At 64.6% G+C, this 19,438-nt stretch carries 19 protein-coding genes; 9 read left to right on the top strand and 10 right to left on the bottom strand.

What is annotated here, in order from left to right; genetic code table 11:
• The first annotated feature begins 46 nt into the window (after positions 1–46).
• Together AB4099_RS30660 and AB4099_RS30655 are read left to right on the top strand one after the other, a co-directional pair.
• Positions 47–1,405 (top strand): esterase-like activity of phytase family protein, encoded by a 1,359-nt coding sequence (locus tag AB4099_RS30660; protein ID WP_441480864.1) that lies wholly within the window; start codon positions 47–49, stop codon positions 1,403–1,405.
• Positions 1,406–1,619: 214 nt separating this feature from the next.
• A complete protein-coding gene (locus tag AB4099_RS30655; RefSeq protein ID WP_441480863.1) occupies positions 1,620–1,982 on the top strand; it encodes an SPW repeat protein in 363 nt (120 codons plus the stop codon).
• A gap of 73 nt (positions 1,983–2,055) precedes the next feature.
• Here the strand turns inward: AB4099_RS30655 and AB4099_RS30650 are convergent, their stop codons facing one another.
• From AB4099_RS30650 to nth, 4 genes are all read right to left on the bottom strand, one after another.
• Positions 2,056–2,862 carry an ATP-binding cassette domain-containing protein gene (locus tag AB4099_RS30650; protein ID WP_441480862.1) on the bottom strand — a complete coding sequence of 269 codons (807 nt, stop codon included), beginning with the start codon at positions 2,860–2,862 and terminating at the stop codon, positions 2,056–2,058.
• Positions 2,863–2,874: 12 nt separating this feature from the next.
• Positions 2,875–4,116, bottom strand: coding sequence for a sugar ABC transporter permease (locus tag AB4099_RS30645; protein WP_441480895.1), 1,242 nt, complete (start codon positions 4,114–4,116; stop codon positions 2,875–2,877).
• Between the two features lie 64 nt (positions 4,117–4,180).
• Positions 4,181–5,230 (bottom strand): D-xylose ABC transporter substrate-binding protein, encoded by a 1,050-nt coding sequence (xylF, locus tag AB4099_RS30640; RefSeq protein ID WP_162768444.1) that lies wholly within the window; start codon positions 5,228–5,230, stop codon positions 4,181–4,183.
• Positions 5,231–5,334: 104 nt separating this feature from the next.
• Positions 5,335–6,036 carry an endonuclease III gene (nth, locus tag AB4099_RS30635; RefSeq protein WP_441480861.1) on the bottom strand — a complete coding sequence of 234 codons (702 nt, stop codon included), beginning with the start codon at positions 6,034–6,036 and terminating at the stop codon, positions 5,335–5,337.
• 20 nt (positions 6,037–6,056) lie between these two features.
• On the opposite strand from nth, the gene AB4099_RS30630 reads away from it, so the two are divergent.
• Together AB4099_RS30630 and AB4099_RS30625 are read left to right on the top strand one after the other, a co-directional pair.
• Positions 6,057–6,596 (top strand): DUF2244 domain-containing protein, encoded by a 540-nt coding sequence (locus AB4099_RS30630; protein ID WP_113518373.1) that lies wholly within the window; start codon positions 6,057–6,059, stop codon positions 6,594–6,596.
• Between the two features lie 69 nt (positions 6,597–6,665).
• Entirely contained in the window at positions 6,666–7,052 is a 387-nt protein-coding gene (locus tag AB4099_RS30625; RefSeq protein ID WP_441480860.1) for a YybH family protein, read from the top strand.
• A gap of 90 nt (positions 7,053–7,142) precedes the next feature.
• Here the strand turns inward: AB4099_RS30625 and AB4099_RS30620 are convergent, their stop codons facing one another.
• On the bottom strand, positions 7,143–8,354 hold the full coding sequence (locus AB4099_RS30620) for an HD-GYP domain-containing protein (protein ID WP_441480859.1): 1,212 nt from the start codon (positions 8,352–8,354) through the stop codon (positions 7,143–7,145).
• A gap of 159 nt (positions 8,355–8,513) precedes the next feature.
• On the bottom strand, positions 8,514–9,116 hold the full coding sequence (locus AB4099_RS30615) for a class I SAM-dependent DNA methyltransferase (RefSeq protein WP_441480858.1): 603 nt from the start codon (positions 9,114–9,116) through the stop codon (positions 8,514–8,516).
• A 199-nt stretch (positions 9,117–9,315) separates the two neighbouring features.
• On the opposite strand from AB4099_RS30615, the gene AB4099_RS30610 reads away from it, so the two are divergent.
• Positions 9,316–10,218, top strand: a complete 903-nt coding sequence (locus AB4099_RS30610; protein WP_441480894.1) for a methylated-DNA--[protein]-cysteine S-methyltransferase — start codon at positions 9,316–9,318, stop codon at positions 10,216–10,218.
• 12 nt (positions 10,219–10,230) lie between these two features.
• On the opposite strand, the gene AB4099_RS30605 is transcribed toward AB4099_RS30610, so the two are convergent.
• From AB4099_RS30605 to AB4099_RS30590, 4 genes are all read right to left on the bottom strand, one after another.
• The gene (locus tag AB4099_RS30605) at positions 10,231–11,928 is read right to left on the bottom strand and encodes a hypothetical protein (RefSeq protein ID WP_441480857.1); all 1,698 of its coding nucleotides are present in this window, start codon (positions 11,926–11,928) and stop codon (positions 10,231–10,233) included.
• A 225-nt stretch (positions 11,929–12,153) separates the two neighbouring features.
• Positions 12,154–13,179 (bottom strand): proline racemase family protein, encoded by a 1,026-nt coding sequence (locus tag AB4099_RS30600; RefSeq protein ID WP_441480856.1) that lies wholly within the window; start codon positions 13,177–13,179, stop codon positions 12,154–12,156.
• 13 nt (positions 13,180–13,192) lie between these two features.
• A complete protein-coding gene (locus AB4099_RS30595; protein WP_441480855.1) occupies positions 13,193–14,131 on the bottom strand; it encodes a PfkB family carbohydrate kinase in 939 nt (312 codons plus the stop codon).
• On the bottom strand, positions 14,128–15,306 hold the full coding sequence (locus AB4099_RS30590; protein WP_441480854.1) for a fumarylacetoacetate hydrolase family protein: 1,179 nt from the start codon (positions 15,304–15,306) through the stop codon (positions 14,128–14,130). The genes AB4099_RS30595 and AB4099_RS30590 overlap by 4 nt, the downstream gene beginning before the upstream one ends.
• A gap of 228 nt (positions 15,307–15,534) precedes the next feature.
• Here AB4099_RS30590 and ugpB point away from each other — a divergent pair, with 228 nt between their 5' ends.
• The 4 genes from ugpB (at position 15,535) to ugpE (ending at position 19,385) form a co-directional block, all read left to right on the top strand.
• On the top strand, positions 15,535–16,836 hold the full coding sequence (gene ugpB, locus AB4099_RS30585; RefSeq protein ID WP_441480893.1) for a sn-glycerol-3-phosphate ABC transporter substrate-binding protein UgpB: 1,302 nt from the start codon (positions 15,535–15,537) through the stop codon (positions 16,834–16,836).
• 61 nt (positions 16,837–16,897) lie between these two features.
• Positions 16,898–17,779, top strand: a complete 882-nt coding sequence (gene ugpA, locus AB4099_RS30580) for a sn-glycerol-3-phosphate ABC transporter permease UgpA (RefSeq protein WP_113518381.1) — start codon at positions 16,898–16,900, stop codon at positions 17,777–17,779.
• A complete protein-coding gene (locus tag AB4099_RS30575) occupies positions 17,779–18,537 on the top strand; it encodes a creatininase family protein (protein WP_441480853.1) in 759 nt (252 codons plus the stop codon). The genes ugpA and AB4099_RS30575 overlap by 1 nt, the downstream gene beginning before the upstream one ends.
• Positions 18,537–19,385 carry a sn-glycerol-3-phosphate ABC transporter permease UgpE gene (gene ugpE / locus AB4099_RS30570; protein WP_069877984.1) on the top strand — a complete coding sequence of 283 codons (849 nt, stop codon included), beginning with the start codon at positions 18,537–18,539 and terminating at the stop codon, positions 19,383–19,385. Before AB4099_RS30575 ends, ugpE begins: the two co-directional genes overlap by 1 nt.
• The last annotated feature ends 53 nt before the right edge of the window (positions 19,386–19,438 follow it).

The raw sequence follows: 19,438 nt of genomic DNA, 5'->3' as shown, positions 1-19,438 counted from the left end.
GCACGCCCAAGCCGGCGCGGTCTTCTTACCCGCGCCGGAGTGACCCATGCGCCTTGCCCTCGCTGCAGCCCTGCTGCTGTCCTCGACCATGCTCGCCGGTGCGCAGGACGCACCGAAGGAATTCCCCGCCAAGCTCGCCGGCCATGCGCTCCTGCCGGCCAACACCATCATCCCGGCCCCGGCCGATGCGCCGGCCGACCTCAAGGTTTCCGGTAAGTTCGTTCAGCCCGGCAAGCGCGTCGAGGCCATCGGCACGGTCATGGGCACGTCGGGCGGCCGTCCCTCCGGCCTGTCCACGCCATTTGCCGGTCAGCCGGTGCAGGGCTTCTCCGGCATCCGCTCGCTCGGCAATGGCGAGTTCCTGGTGCTGACCGATAACGGCTTCGGCTCCAAGGTGAACTCGCCGGATGCGATGTTGTTCTTCCATCGCCTCAAAGCCGATTTCAACGGCGGCAAGATCGAACGTCTCGCGACCACCTTCCTGCACGATCCCGACAAGAAGGTGCCGTTCCGCATCGTCCACGAGGGCACCGAGAAGCGCTATCTGACGGGCGCCGATTTCGACCCCGAATCCATCCAGCCGATCGGCGGCAAGTTCTGGATCGGTGAGGAATTCGGACCCTACCTGATCCGCGTCGACGCCGACGGCAAGGTCGAAGCGGTGTTCGAGACCACGGTCGACGGCAAGCCGGCGCGCTCGCCCGACCATTACGCCGTGACGACACCTGGCGCGCCGAACCTGCCCGTCGAGTTCAATGTACGCCGCTCCAAGGGCTATGAGGGCATGGCGGCCTCGCCGGACGGGCGCTTCCTCTACCCGCTGCTCGAAGGCCCCCTCTGGAACGCCGAGACCAAGGGCAATGAGGAAGTCGACGGCAAGGAAGTGCTGCGCATCCTCGAATTCGACGTGCAGAACGAGAAGTGGACCGGCCGCTCCTGGTTCTTCCCGCTCGAGCAGAAGGGGCTGGCCATCGGCGATTTCAACATGATCGACGCCACCACGGCCTTGATCATCGAGCGCGACAATGGCGAAGGCACGGCCGACAAGGCCTGCGCGCCCGGCCAGAAGGGCCCGGACTGCTTCCACGACCTCGCCAAGTTCAAGCGGATCGTGAAGATCGAGATGACCGACGCCAATGTCGGCAAATCGGTGCGCAAGATCGGCTTCATCGACCTGATGAAGATCGCCGACCCGGACAAGAAGGCGAAGCAGGGTGCCATCGACGGCGTGCTGCCCTTCCCCTTCTTCACGATCGAGAACGTCGATGTCGTCGACCGCGCCAATGGCATCATCGTCGTCGGCAACGACAACAACCTGCCCTTCTCGTCGTCGCGCGCCCCGAAGAAGGCCGATGACAACGAACTCGTGCTGCTCTCGGTCAAGGACCTGCTCGACGCCAAGTGAGCGAGGCGGCCGGGCTTGCAGCGATCAAGTCATTACCAAGTAAGCCTCTCTTGGTGCGTAGCACTCGCAACATCATGGCCGGCCTCGTGCCGGCCATTCTCATTCCGACGTGCCGAACTTGAACAGCTCTTCTGGCAACACCACATTTCCCTTACCAAGCGCCTTCAGGCGCTAGGCATGGTGGTTTGGATGATCGTCACTGATGGAGGTGATCATGTTGACCGCGAATACGGAAGGCAAACGGCCGCAGGACTTGTGCAATCTTCTCCTCGCCGCGTGCCTGTTCATCTCTCCCTGGATCATGCGTTTTACGGGCGACATGATGGCCGCCCGCAACGCCTGGATCATCGGCGTCGCGCTCGCCCTCGTGGCGGTCGCGGCGCTCTCGATGTTCAAGGAATGGGAGGAATGGGTGAACCTGGTGCTCGGCGTCTGGCTGATGGCAGCTCCCTGGGTGCTCGGCTTTACTGGCAACTTCAACGCGTTCTGGACCCACACGATCCTTGGCGTGCTGACGGCTGCCGTCTCTGCCTGGGCTGTCTGGGACTACCGGCACGAGCCGCACGCGACGGCCTGAACGGTCGCGACACCGCGCGATCTCCTGACCCGCCGCTGCGAGGCGGCGGGCTCCTATGACCTGGCGATCTACACTACGCCTGACCGCGGAGCGCGCCTGGCCCCGGAGTGGCGCCCGCGGGGCATTTTCCCGAGATGATCATCGCCAGCACCTCGTCCTGCGTCACGTCGCTGGTGATCGCTGTACCGACAACCCGGCCGTTCTTCATCACGCTGACCCGGTCGGCGAGATCGAAGACGTCATGCAGGTCATGACTGATCAGGAAAATGCCGATCCCCTGACGCTTCAGCTCAAGAATGAGGTCGGCAACCTGTTTCGTCTCTGCGGGCCCGAGCGCAGCCGTCGGCTCGTCCATGATCAGGACCCGGGCGTTGAAGTAGATCGCGCGCGCGATCGCAACCGACTGACGCTGGCCGCCCGAGAGCGCCTTGACCGGCTCCTTGAAGCGCCGGAAATGCGGATTGAGCCGTCCCATCACCTTGCGCGTCTCGGATTCCATCGCGGAATCATCGAGCGTGTGCCAGGGCGTCAGCAGTTCCCGCCCGAGGAAGATATTGGCGGCGGCATCGACATTGTCGGCCAAAGCCAGGGTCTGGTAGATCGTCTCGATGCCGTAGCGCTTGGCGTCACGCGGATTGGCAATCGCTGCCGGCTCGCCGCTGATGCGGATCTCGCCGGCATCCGCCCGGTAGGCTCCCGACAGGATCTTGATCAGCGTCGATTTGCCGGCACCGTTATGGCCGAGCAGGCCGACAACCTCGCCGGCCTTGAGGTCGACGCTGACAGTGTCGACCGCCTTGATGCCGCCGAAAGCGATCGAGATGTCGCGCATCTCGACGAGCGGCGGGGCCTCGATGTCCCGGACTGTGGCGAGGCTCATGATGTCCCTCCCTCAGCTCAGCTTGCGACGATAGAGCCCGTCGAGCCAGACGGCCACGACCAGCACCACGCCGACGACGATGTTCTGGAGCGGCGTGTCGACGCCGATCAGCACCATGCCCGACTGCAATGATTGCATCACCAGCGCGCCCAGCATCGCACCCGCGATCGTGCCGACACCTCCGGCAAGCGAGGTGCCGCCGATCACCGCCGCCGCAATGACATAGAGCTCGTCGAGAGCTCCGGCCGAGTTCGTCGCGGCATTGAGGCGAGCCGTGGAGATGCAGGCGGAAATGCCGACCAGCACACCCATCAATCCGTAGACCAGGGTCAGCACCTTGCGGGTGTTGACGCCGGAAAGCTGCGCTGCCTCGGGATTGCCGCCGATGGCGAAGACATAGCGGCCGAAACGCAAGCGCTTGGTCAGGAAGCTCATCACGATGCCGACCGCCAGCGCCAACAGCACGGGAACCGCAAGGCCATGGCCGATGCTGAGGCCGCCCTCCGGCCAGACGAGGCCCCTGGCCTCGACGATACGGCGCGCAACGCCGGCCGGCAGCGGGTACGCATTGGCGACCATCACGGTGCCGAGCACGGCGCCGCAGCCAAGCGCGGCAATGGCGCCTTCAGCCCAGATCGGCCGCAAGCCGAAACCGAAGCGCCGCCGACGGCGGCGGGCAAGCACGATCCCGGCAAGGATCAAGGCGCAGATCACCAGACCGATCGCCCAGGATGCGGCCGTGCCGATCGCGCCTTCGATGCCGCCACCAAGGGGGCGGAAACGCGTGTCCATCGGCGCGATGGTCTGGCCCTGCGTCACCCACCAGGCTGCGCCACGCCAGACAAGCAAGCCGCCGAGCGTGACGATGAAAGAGGGAATGGCGAGATAGGCGATCAACGCGCCCTGAAACAGGCCGAGGACCCCGCCGAGCGCAACGGAAACCAGGATGCTGATGAACCATGTGGCGGGATGCTCGAAGCCCAGCAGCTCCGGCAGCAGTCGCGCCTGGACCAGCCCGACCACCATGCCGACGAAGCCGAGCATCGAACCGACCGAGAGGTCGATATTGCGCGTCACGATGACAAGCACCATGCCGCAAGCCATGACGGCGATGGACGCCGTCTGGACCAGCAGATTCCAGAGATTGCGCGGGGTCAGGAAGGCTCCGTCGGAAAGCCAGTTGAAACCGAGCCAGATCATCCCGAGCGCGGCGACCATGCCGATCATGCGCGGATCGAACTCGATCTCGCGCATGTGGTCGGCCACGCTCCTTGCGCCTGGCCCCGGCACCTTCTCGGAAACCGGGGCTGGAGCGACCTCAGTCACAAGCCTTGACCTTGCCGGCGCCAACGCCCTGGCAGACGGCGGCCTTGGGCGCCCAGCCCGCCTCGATCACCACACCGAGATTGTCCTTCGTCACCGGTACGGGCTTGAGGAAGAGCGCCGTCATCGCCTGCTTGCTCGGACCCTGGTTCCAGCTTGCCGCGCCCGCGATCTCGGTCAGCTTGGCGCCGCCGGCAAGCTTGATCGCGATCTCGGCGGCATTGCGCCCGAGTTCGCGTGCATCCTTCCAGATCGTCACCGTCTGCGTCCCGAGCGCGACGCGATTCAATGCCGCGCGATCGGCGTCCTGGCCGGAAACCGGCACCGAGCCGGCGAGCCCCTGCGCGGCCATTGCCGCAATGGCGCCGCCCGCCGTTCCGTCATTGGCCGCGATCACAGCGTCGACCTTGTTGGCATTGCGGGTCAGGAACTGCTCCATGTTGCGCTGGGCGTTCGCAGGGAGCCAACCGTCGGTAAAGGCCTCGCCGACATTCTTGATCTTGCCGGAATCGATTGCCGGCTTCAGAATCTCGACCGAGCCCTGATAGAGAAAACCGGCATTCGGATCGGAGCTCGATCCCTTGATGAAGACGAAGTTTCCTTCCGGCTTCGCCTTCTGGACCTCGCGCGCCATCATGCGGCCGACCTCGACATTGTCGAAGGTCAGGTAGAAGGCCTGCGGAATCTCGATCAGACGGTCATAGCCGACAACCGCGATGCCTTCATTGACCGCCTTCTCGACGGCGGGCCGGATGGCCTGCGCATCCTGGGCCAGGACGATCAGCGCCTTGGCACCACGGGCGATCAGGCTTTCGACATCGGTGAGCTGCTTGGCGGGAGAGGATTGGGCATCGGCCGAGAGATAGGTGCCGCCGACCTTCTCGATCGCCGCCTTGATCGCGGCCTCGTCGGTCTTCCAGCGTTCTTCCTGGAAATTCGACCAGCTGACCCCGACGACCGGGCCCTTCGTCTGGGCGAAGGCAGGCGACAATCCCCCCGCTGCCGCCAAGGCAACGCCGGCGGCAAGCATCATATGTCTGAGCATGGCAATCTCCCGCGATTCCTCTGGCCGTGCGCTCTCTTGGGGGATCGCCTGGTCAGCGTCCGGAGCGCCTCACATGCAGAGGACAGCCTATCGCGAGAAAGGCGTCAAGCCACCCACTTGTCGGGGGAGTCGCAGAGATCGTTGAGCAGGCAGCGGCCGCATTCGGGGCGCAGCGCCTTGCAGATGTAGCGACCGTGCAGGATCAGCCAATGATGGGCGTGGCGGCCGAATTCCGGCGGCACGGCCTTCTCCAATCCCATCTCGACTGCGAGCACGGTCTTGCCCGGCGCGATGCGCAGGCGGTTGGCGATGCGGAAGACATGGGTGTCGACAGCGTGGGTGATCTCGCCGAAGGCGATGTTGAGCACGACATTCGCGGTCTTGCGCCCGACACCAGGCAGGCTTTCGAGCGCGGCACGGTCGGCGGGGACCTCGCCACCGAATTCCGCAATCAGCTTCTCGCTGAGCAGGATCACATTCTTCGCCTTGGTGCGGAACAGGCCGATCGTCCTGATCAGTTCGCGCACCTTGTCCTCGCCAAGCGCCACCATCTTCTGCGGCGTGTCGGCAAGTTCGAAGAGCTTTCGCGTCGCCTTGTTGACGCCCGCATCGGTCGCCTGCGCCGACAGCACGACGGCGACCAACAAGGTGAAGGCGTTGGTGGCCTCGAGTTCGCCCTTTGGCTCGGGATTGGCGGCCTGGAAGCGCAGAAAGATCTCACGGATGCCCGCCGCGCTGCGCGGTCTCGGTGTCGTGATCTTGGCCAGCCCCTGGGCGCGGCCCGCGGGCCTGTTCCGTTCGCTCATGTGCGCGTTATAATTGGGCGATGAGCATCGGCAAGCACGATCGCGCTGGAGACGCCAGGGAGCGGACGCAAATTTCGGAGCGGCCGGTCTTCGACGCGACCATCACGCCGCATCGCTCGCTCGGCCGGAACGGCTTCCGCATCGTGATGACGCTCGTCTGCCTCGCCAGCATCGTCTCCTCGATTCCCTTCGTCGTGCTGGGCGCTTGGCCCGTCGCCGGCTTCTTCGGCCTCGACATCCTCGCACTCTTCATCGCCTTCAAGGTCAATTTCAACGCGGCGCGCGCCTTCGAACGCATCGTGGTGACGCCGCTCGAGGTACTGCTGCGCAAGGTTTCGCACCACGGCAAGGAGGCTATCTGGCGCTCCAATCCAGCCTGGACCAAGCTCGAGAGGGAGCAAGACGAGGATTACGGGCTAATGGGGCTCTCGCTGGTCTCGCGTGGCCGCAGCGTATCGGTGGCTGCCGCGCTCTCCCCACAGGAGCGGGAGGGTTTTGCGGATGCACTCGGCGCCGCGCTCGCCAGCGCAAGGCGGGGGACGGATTTCAGCGCGGCGTGAAGGCCGGCAACCTCTCGCACCCGGCAACCATGGCCCCTGCTCTGGTAACCAACCCTTGAAGGAGGCGGCATGAATGATGACGAGAGGGAGATTCGCGCGCTCATCGAGAAATGGCTCACCGCGAGCAAGGCCGGCGATGTGGCGTCGGTGCTGGAGCTGATGACGGAGGACGCCATATTCATGGTTCCGGGGCAGGCCCCCTTCGGTAGGGCGACCTTTTCCGCGATGTCCGACACCATGGGCGACCTCAAGATCGAAGGGAATAGCACGATCCACGAGCTGAAGGTCCTTGGCGACTGGGCCTTCATGCGCAGTCATCTCGACATGACCGCAACATCTCTCGCCACAGGCTCATCGCGGCACCGGGCCGGCTACACGCTGACCCTGTTCAGGAAGGAGCCTGACGGGCGCTGGAGGCTGGCACGGGATGCCAATCTGCTGACGGAGATGGGTTGATCCGAGTACGGCGGAAGAGACCGAACGGTCCACTCCAGACTTGGAGGGCCGTGATGGGATACGTGCCGGACGGGCCGTCTGTGTCGAGATCTAAGGGCCGTCCGAGAAGGTCCGGTGGATCGTCTCGAAGCTGGCAGCGATCTCCGCGAAGACATCGGTCAGCGCGGGATCGAAATGGCGCCCCCGGTCGCCGACGATGATCTCGACCGCCTGCGCGTGCGGGAGCGCCGATTTGTAGGCACGCTCGGTGACGAGAGCGTCATAGACATCGGCGATCGCCATCAACCGCCCCGAGAGAGGGATCTCTTCTCCCTTCAACCCTCGTGGGTAGCCGCTGCCGTCCCATTTCTCGTGATGGCTATGGGCGATCTCCATGGCCAGGCCGAGGAACGAGCTCGCCCCCCCGAGATGCCGCTCGGCCTCGGCAATAGCCTGCCGGCCAAGCTCGGCATGCGTCATCATCACCGCGAACTCGTCCGCGTCGAGCTTACCGGGCTTAAGCAGGATGCTGTCTGGGATGCCGACCTTGCCGATATCGTGCAGCGGCGCGGATTTGTAGATCAGATCGACCATATCCGTATCGAGCACCTGTATGTATAGGCCACGATCGCGCGAAGCCTTGGCGAGGGCGCGAACATAGTGCTGGGTGCGGCGGATGTGGTTTCCCGTCTCGCTGTCTCGGGTCTCCGCCAGCGATGCCATTGCCAGGATGACCGCCTCTTTCGCCCGCACAGCCTCTTCCTTGGCCGCCTGGAGCGAGTTGAGGAGGGCGGCATTGGTCATCGCCACGGCAGCGCTGTTAGCGATGCGCTTGAGAACGATGACGCTGGCTTCGGACGGTGGCTGCTTGCTTGCCCAATAGGCTCCGATTGCAGCGACGGGGTCCTCCGGTCGAACCGGAACCATGACGAGGCTGCGTACGAATGTCGGACGATACGCGGCATGCGGGATACGGCTGTCGGCATAGATATCGTCGATGACGACGACTTCGCGATGCCCCATCGCCCAGCCGGAAATGCAGGATTCGAAGGGAAAGCGCTGGCCTTTCCAGAGCGGCGCGATCGCATCCTCGTCGGCATAGTAGCATTGGTCGCCCTCGCGCAGGACGAAGGTGATTCCGTCTGCGCCGACAAGCCTTCGCGCGCTGCCACGCGCGATCGCCATGATCTCGTCGAGGCCCCGCGCCATCGATAGTGCCAGGGATAGTTCTTCCAGGTCAGTGAGCGGGACGTCGTAGGGGACGTCCTTCGGCGGAACCCGCATATCGCTGCCGAGGTTAAGCAGATGAGGCAGCTCGCTCATGGAACAGCTCGATGGTTTGCGACATCACGCTAGGGAACCAAGGCCTACCACAGGATGGAGCACACGCCTTCACGCCGTTTTCGACATTTGCAGGAATGTCATTAACAAGCGGTACAATGCCGCCCGGGCAGGCCGCATTATTCAATTGCAGACCGGTGGCTATCTCAATCTTGCGAGCCAGATCGTGTGCCCGCCGCAGGCCGGATCCTCGGCGACATGGGACAGGACGTCGAAGCCGTTCTCATCGAGCAGCACGCCGTACTCCGCCGGGGCCAGGCTGCCGTGATAGAGACGCTCGCCCTCGAAGGAGCCGATCGCCTCGCCATGCCGGGGCCCGCTGGTGAACATCAGCGCCGCGCCCGGCGCAGCAAGTTCCCTGAAGATCGGGAACATCGGCCGCTGGTCTTCGGGGGTGAGATGAAAGAAACTGTCCCAGGCGATCAGCCCGTCAAAGCGGCGTTTCAGCGAAAGCTTGCGCATATCGGCGACCTGCCAGTCATCGGCCGGGAAGCGTTGCCGGCAGAGATCGATCAGGGGCGCCGAGGCATCGATGCCGGTCACGCGATAGCCACTCTCGATGAAATAGCGCGCAATCGGCTCCGCGGCGCCGCAGCCGATATCGAGGATCGACGCCCCGGCCGGCAGAAACTGCAGGAAGCGATCAAGCCAGGCCTTTTCGACGAGCATCCTGGATCGTGCCTCGTCGAAGGCCCGGGCATGGCGCTGGTAGAGGCCGATGATGTCCTGGTCCGGGCGGGGCATGGCGGCAGAAGGCTCGAATCGCGTGGCAAGGCCGCAGAGCTTGCCAGCTTTCGGGTGGAGGCGGCATCCTTTCGCCCCTAGATTCCCGGTCATGATCCATGACACGAGGCTCACGACCATGAACGCTCAGGTCCCGATGAAAACGGCAATGACACCAACCCGCTTCTCCAATGCCGTGCTCGCCCGCGCCGCACAGGCCATGCCGGCAGAGGTGGATTTTCCGGCCGCAGCGCCCGGGTCCGACTACGATACCGTCCGGCGCATCCTGGCCTACATCACGGAGAACTGGCGCGAGCAGCCGACGATCGAAGCGATCGCGGACGCTGCCGGCGCGACCCCGACCGACGTGCACCATCTCTTCCGGCGCTGGTGCGGGCTGACCCCCAAGGCCTTCCTGCAGGCGATCACGCTCGACCATGCCAAGGGCCTGCTCGGGTCATCGGCCAGCGTGCTCGACACGGCGCTGGAGGTCGGGCTCTCCGGTCCTGGCCGACTGCATGACCTCTTCGTCACGCATGAGGCGATGTCGCCCGGCGAGTGGAAGAGCGGCGGCGAGGGGCTGCGCCTCTCATACGGCTTCCATGAATCCCCCTTTGGCGAAGCGCTGATCGTCGTGACCGAACGCGGGCTTGCGGGGCTCGGCTGGGTCTCGACCAGCGTCGATGGCGGCAAGGTTATTGGCGGCCGCGCGGAGGCACTGGCCGACATGATGCGGCGCTGGCCGCATGCCGATTATCGCTTCGACCCGGCCTCGACCCGGCCCTATGCCGGCCGGATCTTCGACCCGAAGGCCTGGACCGCCGAGACGCCGTTGCGCGTCGTGCTGATCGGCACCGATTTCGAGGTGCGCGTCTGGGAGACCCTGCTGAAGATCCCTGTCGGCAGGGCAACGACCTATGGCGATGTCGCCTGCCATCTCGGTCGGCCGACGGCGGCACGGGCAGTGGGGATGGCGGTCGGCAAGAACCCGATCTCCTTCGTCGTGCCCTGCCATCGCGTCATCGGAAAGTCAGGTGCGCTCACCGGCTATCACTGGGGCCTGACGCGCAAGCGCGCCATCCTCGGTTGGGAGGCAGGCCAGACCGGCGGGGTGACGGCCTGAGAGGCAGTTCCCTTACGCCTTCAGATACATGTCCCAGCAGGGCGCCAGCGCGACCAGCCGGCGCCCCTTCAGTGCCTCCGAGAAATGCGTGGCGATGGTTTCGCGCGCGGTCGTCAGAGGGCATTTCGGAATCAGGATGGCATCGACCTGATTCAGGCTTTCCAGCGTTGGCGGATCGATCTCCGGCGTAGTCCGGCCGGGATCGACACCGATCGGCACGCCTCTCGGCGGCCTGCGGTCAAGCAGCTGGTTGAACGGATCGGTGAAATCAAGCGTGAAAAGGCTGTCGAGCCGGCGCCCGTTTGCCGCCTCCCAGGCGCGGATCGCCGCGATGCCCTGCTGCACTTCGAGCAGCCAGGTCGCCTGATAATCGATCTCCGAATAGAGGATGTAGGAGGGCAGCTCGCCGCGCTCGGCAAGATCGCGATAGCCCGCCTGCTGCGCCGCGTAGTGTGCGAGCATGATTACGGCACGTTCTGCGATGTCGGGCTTGACGCTGACCCGACCGAGCGGGCCGAGATCGGGCACGGCAAGCGCCTTGTAGTTCACCGCACCGAGGACCGCGCGGGCGCTGCGCTCGACGAAGATCAAAGCCGATGGCAGCGCAACCAGCAGGGCCAGCACCGTCACGATCCTGCCGAGCCGGTCGGTGCGACCGCTCCATTCCGCCAGGATCACCAGAAGGACGGGCCAGAGCCCGATGAATTCGAGCGAGCCCGTGTTCTGGGTCTCGAACAGGGTCAGCGCCAGCAGAACTGCGGTGAACCATCCAAGCGGCGAGGCCAGGAGACCGTGCAATCGGGCCAAGGAAAGCCTGCCGCCCGCCAGACAGGCAGCATAGGCCAGGGCGGCAAGCAGCAGCAGGCTCGGCCCGATGACATTGAACTTCACCGAGGCGACGGTGAGGAAGCGCGGCAGCAAGGCGCCGGTGTTCAGGCCGAGCAGGGTCAGGATGTCATCGACATAGGCGCGCACGATGCCGGTCACGAAATCGAGCGGGGCGAGCACGGCAATGACCAGCGCCGCGGCGACGGACGCGTCGCGCAGGCGCATCCGCCCGGACAGAACCGCATAGCCGACCAGGAACGTCCCCGATACCGCTCCCGTGACCTTGACCAGGAAGAGGGTGAGCATCAGCAGGGCGAGAAGTCCCACTTGCAGGCCGCGCGCCTCGACGAAGAGGAGTGTCGCCACGAGCAGGTAGAGCAGGAGGCTGATATGGCGGTTGTAGTGCCCGAAGCCATCGAAGCCTGGCATCGGATACAGGCTGTGCAGGTTGATCGGCAGCGACGCGAACAAGAGGAAGGGGAGCAGCAGGGCCAGAGCCTGGCCACGCGAGCGCTTCCCGACATCGGCGACAATCAGCGCCATCATCGGCAAGGCGACCGGCAAGATGCCCCAGTTCGCCAGCAGCATCGGCTGCGCCTGCGGGAACAGGGCGTGGAGCCAGGTCACGAGATAGTAGCCCAGAGGGCCGACGGGAGCGAAAAAGTCGATATTGGGCAATTGCCCGATCTCGATGCGCTGAGCGGCATCGAGATAGATGTTGGTGTCCCAGTAATTGGGCCCCAGCGGCAGGCGCATGGGCAGCATCAGGCCAATGATAACCGCTGCCGCGAACGCGACCAGCCAGATCAGCGGTGATCCCGCGAGCCGACTCAACATCTGCACGACGCCAAGCGCGGAGCCGGGCCTTCTGCCCTCTCTCATGTCCCCAACCGTCATGCCCAGATCCTTGGCCTCACGGCCAACATGACAGAGAAACCTTACTCGTATCCTGCACAAGGCAAGCCCAATACACTCTGCGGTCGAGTGAAGGGGTCCGCGCGCCGGGCGATATCGCGGCAGGCATGTTCAGCGCCGAGCGGCGCAGCTCGTCTCCCCATGACGGAAAGCGCGATGCCTCTCACGAGAGCCGGCAGCAGATCCTTGTCATCATTCTTGCGCGGCACTGATCTCCGCGAAACGAGCGGGCAAAGCGAAGCCGAGTCCGAGCGGATCGTCGGCCTCGATGATGAAAGCGCCCTCGCCTGCGAGATGGCTAAGGCCGCCGACCTCGACGGTGACCGCTCCCTCGGCGGGATAGGCTGCAGGCCCGAGGACACGCCCCGAGAAACGGCCGCCTGTGATACTGCGGAAACTCCGTGTCCGCCCCAGCCCGACCAGCCCCTTGGCGTGGTCGAGCGCCATGCGGGCGGTCACGCCCGAGCCTGTCGGGGAGCGGTCGATCTGCCGCTCGGCGAAGATGCAGAGGTTGAAACTGGTCTCGCCCGAGCCGGCCTCGTCGGTCACGATCGTCCCGTAGAGAAAGCCGAGATCGGGCTCCGCCGGATGCGTGATCGGCGCGCCGGACCGCACAGTGTCGGTCAGGGCAGAAGCAGCCTCGGTCAACCGCTCGACCGGGCTTTCGAAGAGATCGAGCCCGAAGCGTGAAGCCGGAAGGATGCAGTAGAAGGCTCCGCCATAGGCGATGTCGGTCGTGATGCGTCCGAAGCCCGGCACCTCGACCACACGGTCGCGGGCATGGACGAAGGCAGGTACGCTCTCGAAGCGCACCTCCCCGACCTTCCCGTCGGAGACCTCGCAGGCGAGCCGCAGCAGGCCGCAGGGCGCCTCGATGGCAAAACGCGTGACAGGCTCGACCGCCGGCACCAGGCCGCGCTCGATCGCATAGCGGCCGAGCGCGATGGTGGCATGGCCACACATCGTCGAGTAGCCCTCGTTATGAGTGAAGAGCACGCCGAAGACAGCCTCGGGATGGCTCGCCTCGACCGGGATGACACCGTACATACCGGCATGGCCGCGCGGTTCCAGCATCATCGCACGGCGCAGGTGATCGTAGCTGTCGCGCGCCTGTCGACGCTTGTCGAGAATCGTCGCCCCGGTCAGTTCGGGATAGCCGCCCGTGACGATGCGCACCGGCTCGCCGCAGGTGTGGTAGTCGAGATAGCTCAGGCGCATCGGCGCGTTCCCCTCACTGATAGGGTGGCTTGGGTGTGAGACGCGGCGGATCACAGCCGCGCCGGCCGCAGGTCTCGGCTGCGACCTCCGCCGCGAAACCCATTGCGGATGCGGCAGCGCCGTCCGACAACCCGCGCAGACTTGCCCCGAGTTCGCCAGCCTGCGCGAGCGAAGCGAGGAATGCGCCGATGAAGCTGTCGCCGGCACCGATCGTGTCGACCAGCTCCGCAACCGGAACGAAGCCGCGCACGGTCTCACTTCCTGGCCGTTCGAGCGCCGCTCCGCGATCGCCCTCGGTCAGCAGGATCGCTGAAACACCCCGGTCGAACCAACGGCGCAGCGGCGCAACGTAGCCGCCGGGATAGAGCCAGTCGGCATCGTCCGTACTGAGCCGGATGAGGTCTGACAGCGCCATGCGCTGCTCGATGGCGGCGAGCGCGGCCTCCCGATCCGGCAGCGCCGGCGGCCTGATATTGACGTCATAGCTGGTGCTCAGGCCGGCAGAGCGCGCCTGGCGCAGCAGCGTCAACGCCGCGTCTCCGGATGGACCGACCGTCGCTCCGAACGAGGTGACATGCAGATGGCCAAAACCCGTGAGGCTGCGGGGCAATGGCGGAGGCTCGGCCAGCGCCGTACCGGCGAGGTGGAAGTGATATCGCGCCCCGCCATCTGCCCCAAGCGGGGCAACGACGGCCAGCGGTGTGGGGGCGTCGCTCTCCGCAATGAAGCGCCGATCGATCGCCTCTGCCACAAGGCGGGCCTGGAAGCGCCGCCCTGTGACGTCATGCGACAGCGTCGCGCAATAGGCCACAGAGGCGCCGCAGCGGGCGAGCGCCAGCGCCGTGTTGAAGCCGGATCCGCCCAACACGCACTGATAGCGCTCGCCGCGTCCGTCCTCCGGCACCAGATCGGCGAGCGCTTCGCCAAAGACGAGCACTGCCCTCGGGTTCACAGCAGCCCGCGCTTCGCCAGATTGCGCATCAGATGCGAAGCGCCGAAGGTCCAGGGCTCGCATTCATCGGTGCGGCGCATGCAATTGACGAGCGCTCCCAGTTCCGGCGCAGCAATCGTGACGATGTCCCCGTATTTATGGGTAAAGCCACCGCCCGGCGTGTCGCGATCCTTGATCGGCGCAAACATGGTGCCGAGATAGAGCGCCGCACCATCCGGATACTGATGGTTCGGATTGAGCATCTGCGCGGCAAGATCAGCCGGATCGCGGCTGATTTTAGCGATCGAGGACGAGCCTTCCAGCCTGAAGCCATCCTCGCCCTCGACCGTCAGCGTCACGGTCGTCTTGCGGACATGGTCGAGCGAGAAGCCGGCATCGAAGAAGCGGATGAAGGGACCGACCGCCGCCGCAGCATTGTTGTCCTTGGCCTTGCCGAGCAGCAGCGCCGAGCGCCCCTCGACGTCGCGCAGATTGACGTCGTTGCCGAGCGTTGCTCCGACGATGGCACCGGTCGAGGCGACGATCAGCACGATCTCCGGCTCGGGATTGTTCCAGGTCGAGGCCGGGTGCAGGCCGGCATCGACACCGGTGCCGACGGCCGACATGGGCGGCGCCTTGGTGAAGATCTCGGCATCCGGCCCGATGCCGACCTCGAGATACTGGCTCCAGGCCCCCTGCTTGATCAGCACGTCCTTGAGATGCATCGCCTCGGGCGAGCCGGGCTTCAACTTCGAAAGATCGTCACCGATGAGCTTGCCGATCTCCTCGCGGATCGTGGCGGCGGCGGCCGGATTGCCCCGCGCCTTCTCCTCGATCACGCGCTCCAGCATCGAGACCGCGAAGGTCACTCCGGCGGCCTTGACCGCCTGCAGGTCGAGCGGCGCGAGCAGCCAGGGCTTCGTTGCGTCGCGGCGCGCGGGCGGCGTGTTTGCAAGGATGTCGGCGAGCGTTCCGATGGGATCGCCCTTGGCGATGCGCAGGGCTGCCGCGGGATCGGCCGTCTCGCAGAGATCGCGCATCGTGGCGAAGGCAGCGGTGATATCCACAAGTTCATCACCACGCAGAACGACGACCGCGGGACCGGCAACCTCCGGGCGCCAGATCCGGCCAGCGAGCGCGGCGACTGCGGCGTCCGCCGGCAAAGTGTTCCGGGGCGTCAGGGCAAGCTCGGGCATGATCGTTCGTCCGCTGGTGGAATGGTCACGTTGAAAGTCGCACGCGAGAACAGCCGCTTCGCCGCCAATGTGCAAGAGTGCAGGGACGCGGATCAGACATGGCGCACATGTCGTGCGATTGTCATTGAAACGTCACCTGTTCTTCATGCTAGCTTGCGCACCAACGACAAGAGCCGCCCGCACGAGCGCGGCATAAGGGAGAGATAGATGACATCCAGATCGCGCTTGATGATTTCGGCTGCGCTGCTGACGCTGGCTGGTGCGGCTCCGGCCGTCGCGCAGACAGAGATTCAGTGGTGGCATGCGCTGACCGGCGCCAATAACGACGTGGTCGTGAAGCTGGCCGAGGAATTCAACGCCTCCCAGAAGGAATACAAGGTCGTTCCGGCCTATAAGGGCTCCTATCCCGACACGCTGAACGCTGGCGTCGCCGCCTTCCGCGCCGGTACCGCGCCCCACATTCTGCAGGTCTTCGAAGTCGGCACCGGCACGATGATGTCGGCCAAGGGCGCTGTGAAGCCCGTGCACGAACTGATGAAGGAAGCCGGCGAGCCTTTCGATCCCAAGGCTTATTTGCCGGCGATCACCGGCTATTACTCGACCGCCAAGGGCGACATGCTCTCCATGCCGTTCAACTCGTCGAGCATGGTGATGTGGTACAACAAGGACGCCTTCAAGAAGGCGGGCCTGAACCCCGACGCCCCGCCGAAGACCTGGCCAGAAGTCTTCGAGGCCGGAAAGAAGCTGAAGGCCGCCGGATATGACAAGTGCGGCTTCACCAATGCCTGGGCGACCTGGGCCAATATCGAGCAGTTCGGTGCCTGGCACAACATCCCGATTGCGACCAAGGCGAATGGTCTCGATGGCTTCGACACGGTCCTGAACTTCAACAGCCCGCTCTTCCTGAAGCACTGGACCAACCTGGTCGAGCTGCAGAAGGACAAGACCTACGATTACTCCGGCCGCACCAATAACGGGGAAGGCCGCTTCACCTCGGGCGAATGCCCGATCATGCTGACCTCGTCGGGCTTCTTCGGCAACGTCAAGGCCAACGCCAAGTTCGACTGGGCCAACGCCGCGATGCCGTATTATCCGGAAGCGGCCGGGGCACCGCAGAACTCGATCATCGGCGGCGCCTCGCTGTGGGTGATGGGCGGCAAGAAGGCTGACGAATACAAGGGCGTCGCCAAGTTCTTCACCTTCCTCTCCGATGTCGACCGTCAGGTGAAGCTGCACACCGAGTCCGGCTATCTGCCGATCACCAAGGCCGCCTATGCCAAGGTCAAGGATTCCGGCTTCTACAAGGACAAGCCCTATCTCGAGACGCCGCTGCTCGAACTCAACAACAAGGAGCCGACCGAGAATTCGCGCGGCCTGCGCTTCGGCGGCCTGGTCCAGATCCGCGACATCTGGTCGGAAGAGCTCGAAGCGGCGCTGAACGGCCAGAAGACGCCGAAGGCTGCGCTTGACGCCGCCGTCGAGCGTGGCAATCAGGCGCTGCGCCAGTTCGAGCGGACCGCCTCGCGCTGAACCGGTCACGATCCTGAGCCGGGGCCTTCCGCCCCGGCTTTTCTCTTGCTTCACGGGCTGCATGCAGAAGAACGCCTATTTCCGGAGCCTGACGATCCCGCTTCTGCTGCTCCTGCCGCAGCTCGCGATCACGGTCGTGTTCTTCTACTGGCCGGCGAGCCAGGCAGTCTGGCAGTCCTTCCTGCTGGAAGATGCCTTCGGCACGTCGACCCAGTTCGTCTGGTTCGAAAACTACCAGAGCCTTTTCGCCGACCCCGGTTACTTCAAGGCGCTGCGCAACACAGCGGTCTTCTCGACCTTCGTCTGCGTGTTCTCGCTGTCGATCGCGCTGCTCTTTGCCGTGATGGCCGACCGGCAGATCCGCGGCGCCGAAATCTACAAGACGCTTCTGATCTGGCCCTATGCGGTCGCTCCCGCCATCGCCGGCGTGCTATGGATCTTCATGTTCGATCCTTCGCTCGGCATGCTCGCGCGCGGGCTGCAGAGCCTCGGCATCGCCTGGAATCCGCGCCTCAACGGCAATGACGCCATGACGCTGGTCATCCTCGCCGCGACATGGAAGCAGATCAGCTACAATTTCCTGTTCTTCCTCGCCGGGCTGCAATCGATCCCCAAGAGCGTGATCGAGGCGGCAGTGATCGACGGTGCGCGACCGATGCGCCGCTTCTGGACCATCATCTTCCCGCTGCTGTCGCCAACCACGTTCTTCCTGCTCGTCGTCAACATCGTCTATGTCTTCTTCGACACCTTCGGCATCATCGACACGGTCACTGGCGGCGGGCCTGCGGGCGCGACCGAGACGCTGGTCTACAAGGTCTATTCCGACGGCAAGGGCGGCTCCAATCTTGGTGGCTCGGCGGCACAATCGGTCATCCTGCTCGTGATGGTCATCGCCATGACGGCTGTGCAGTTCCGCTTCATCGAGCGCAAGGTCAATTACTGATGGCCTCGGTGCTCTGGAAGGAACTGACGGCCGAGGATCTGCGTCACAAGGCGGCGAATGATGCGATCGTCGTCCTGCCCGTTGCCTCGATGGAGCAGCACGGTCCGCATCTGCCGGTCGGCGTCGACACCATCTTGTGCGAAGGCGTCTGCAAGGCCGCGGCCGAGCGCCTGGACGAGGCCGATGTCGTGGTCGCGCCGACGCTCTGGTGCGGCATGGCCGAGCATCACATGGCCTTCGGGGGCACCTTCACCTTTGACATCCCGACCTATCGGGCCGTGCTTCTGTCCCTGCTCAAGAGCATCGAGCGGCATGGCTTCCGCCGGGTCGTGATCGTCAATGGCCATGGCGGCAATATCGCCGCGCTCGGTGCGTTCCTGCCGGATTTCGCCCGAGAGACCGGCCTGCGCATCATCGCGACCACCTATTTCGAGCTGGCGCAGACCGCGATGCTGCCCTTCATGCAGGATCAGACCAGTGTGATGCATGCCTGCGAGATCGAGACCTCGATGATGATGGTGCTGGCTCCGGAAACGGTTAAGCAGGAGCGACTGGGGCAGGCCTTCGGCATGCTCGGCGCCGATCCGCGTGGCTTGATGCGCCCGACCGTCGCGCGCTACCGCCCCTTCCGTGAGATGACGGAGACCGGCGTGATCGGCGATGCGCGGCGCGCGACGCCGAAGAAGGGCGAGGAATTTCTCAACGCTTGCGCCGAGGCGCTCGCGGCCTTGCTGCGCGACGGGGAGGCCTGGCACTGATGGTCGAGAACCGCCGCTTCGGCGACATCGTCGCCTATATCATCCTGACGATCGGCGTGCTGATCGTCGCCTTTCCGGTCTGGCTGACCTTCGTCGCCTCGACCTGGGATGCTGCAACCATCATCAACGGTCAGCTCCCGCTCTATCCTGGCCCGCATTTCTTCGAGAATTACTACCGCATCCTCTTCGTCGGCACCTCGGGCTCGACCCGCGAGCCGGTGGCCGTGATGATGTTCAACTCCTTCGTGATGGCGCTGGCCATCGCGTTCGGCAAGATCCTCATCTCCGTGCTCTCTGCCTATGCGGTCGTCTATTATCGCTTCCCGTTTCGGATGGCGGCATTCTGGATCATCTTCGTCACCCTGATGCTGCCGGTCGAAGTCCGCATCTTCCCGACCTTCAAGGTCGTTTCCGATCTCGGGATGCTCGATACCTACCAGGGCCTTGCCGTGCCGCTGATCGCCTCGGCGACCGGCACATTGCTGTTCCGGCAGTTCTTCATGACCATCCCCGACGAACTGCTCGAGGCCTCGAAGATCGATGGCGCCGGTCCGTTCAAGTTCTTCAAGGATACGGTGGTCCCGCTCTCGCTCACCACGATCGCGGCGCTCTTCGTCATCCAGTTCATCTATGGCTGGAACCAGTATCTCTGGCCGCTGCTGGTCACCACCAAGGATTCGATGCAGACCATCGTCATCGGCATCCGCAAGATGATCACCACGGCCGATGCGCTCACCGAATGGCAGCTCGCCATGGCAACCGCGATGCTGGCGATGCTGCCGCCCGTCTTCGTCGTCATTGCCATGCAGCGGCTCTTCGTGAAGGGCCTGGTGGAAACCGAGAAGTGACAGTGCGTACCGGCCGCCCGGCCCGCTGAGCCGATCGCCGATTATCCGTTACC

It is taken from the genome of Allobosea sp. 2KB_26 (assembly GCF_052115715.1).
Lineage (GTDB): Bacteria > Pseudomonadota > Alphaproteobacteria > Rhizobiales > Beijerinckiaceae > Allobosea.
The sequence above is the reverse complement of the archived record's forward strand: the minus strand, read 5'-3'. Positions and strand labels throughout refer to the sequence as shown.

What these genes read in the sequence shown, in the direction of transcription:
- AB4099_RS30610 (WP_441480894.1), top strand. Translation starts at nt 9,316, where the DNA reads ATGCCGGCAGAGGTGGATTTTCCGGCCGCAGCGCCCGGGTCCGACTAC.
- AB4099_RS30625 (WP_441480860.1), top strand. Translation starts at nt 6,666, where the DNA reads ATGAATGATGACGAGAGGGAGATTCGCGCGCTCATCGAGAAATGGCTC.
- AB4099_RS30650 (WP_441480862.1), bottom strand. Translation starts at nt 2,862, where the DNA reads ATGAGCCTCGCCACAGTCCGGGACATCGAGGCCCCGCCGCTCGTCGAG.
- AB4099_RS30660 (WP_441480864.1), top strand. Translation starts at nt 47, where the DNA reads ATGCGCCTTGCCCTCGCTGCAGCCCTGCTGCTGTCCTCGACCATGCTC.
- ugpE (WP_069877984.1), top strand. Translation starts at nt 18,537, where the DNA reads ATGGTCGAGAACCGCCGCTTCGGCGACATCGTCGCCTATATCATCCTG.
- AB4099_RS30655 (WP_441480863.1), top strand. Translation starts at nt 1,620, where the DNA reads ATGTTGACCGCGAATACGGAAGGCAAACGGCCGCAGGACTTGTGCAAT.
- AB4099_RS30575 (WP_441480853.1), top strand. Translation starts at nt 17,779, where the DNA reads ATGGCCTCGGTGCTCTGGAAGGAACTGACGGCCGAGGATCTGCGTCAC.
- AB4099_RS30630 (WP_113518373.1), top strand. Translation starts at nt 6,057, where the DNA reads ATGAGCATCGGCAAGCACGATCGCGCTGGAGACGCCAGGGAGCGGACG.
- AB4099_RS30645 (WP_441480895.1), bottom strand. Translation starts at nt 4,116, where the DNA reads ATGCGCGAGATCGAGTTCGATCCGCGCATGATCGGCATGGTCGCCGCG.
- AB4099_RS30590 (WP_441480854.1), bottom strand. Translation starts at nt 15,306, where the DNA reads ATGCCCGAGCTTGCCCTGACGCCCCGGAACACTTTGCCGGCGGACGCC.
- AB4099_RS30615 (WP_441480858.1), bottom strand. Translation starts at nt 9,116, where the DNA reads ATGCCCCGCCCGGACCAGGACATCATCGGCCTCTACCAGCGCCATGCC.
- ugpB (WP_441480893.1), top strand. Translation starts at nt 15,535, where the DNA reads ATGATTTCGGCTGCGCTGCTGACGCTGGCTGGTGCGGCTCCGGCCGTC.
- nth (WP_441480861.1), bottom strand. Translation starts at nt 6,036, where the DNA reads ATGAGCGAACGGAACAGGCCCGCGGGCCGCGCCCAGGGGCTGGCCAAG.
- ugpA (WP_113518381.1), top strand. Translation starts at nt 16,898, where the DNA reads ATGCAGAAGAACGCCTATTTCCGGAGCCTGACGATCCCGCTTCTGCTG.
- AB4099_RS30600 (WP_441480856.1), bottom strand. Translation starts at nt 13,179, where the DNA reads ATGCGCCTGAGCTATCTCGACTACCACACCTGCGGCGAGCCGGTGCGC.
- AB4099_RS30620 (WP_441480859.1), bottom strand. Translation starts at nt 8,354, where the DNA reads ATGAGCGAGCTGCCTCATCTGCTTAACCTCGGCAGCGATATGCGGGTT.
- AB4099_RS30605 (WP_441480857.1), bottom strand. Translation starts at nt 11,928, where the DNA reads ATGAGAGAGGGCAGAAGGCCCGGCTCCGCGCTTGGCGTCGTGCAGATG.
- xylF (WP_162768444.1), bottom strand. Translation starts at nt 5,230, where the DNA reads ATGCTCAGACATATGATGCTTGCCGCCGGCGTTGCCTTGGCGGCAGCG.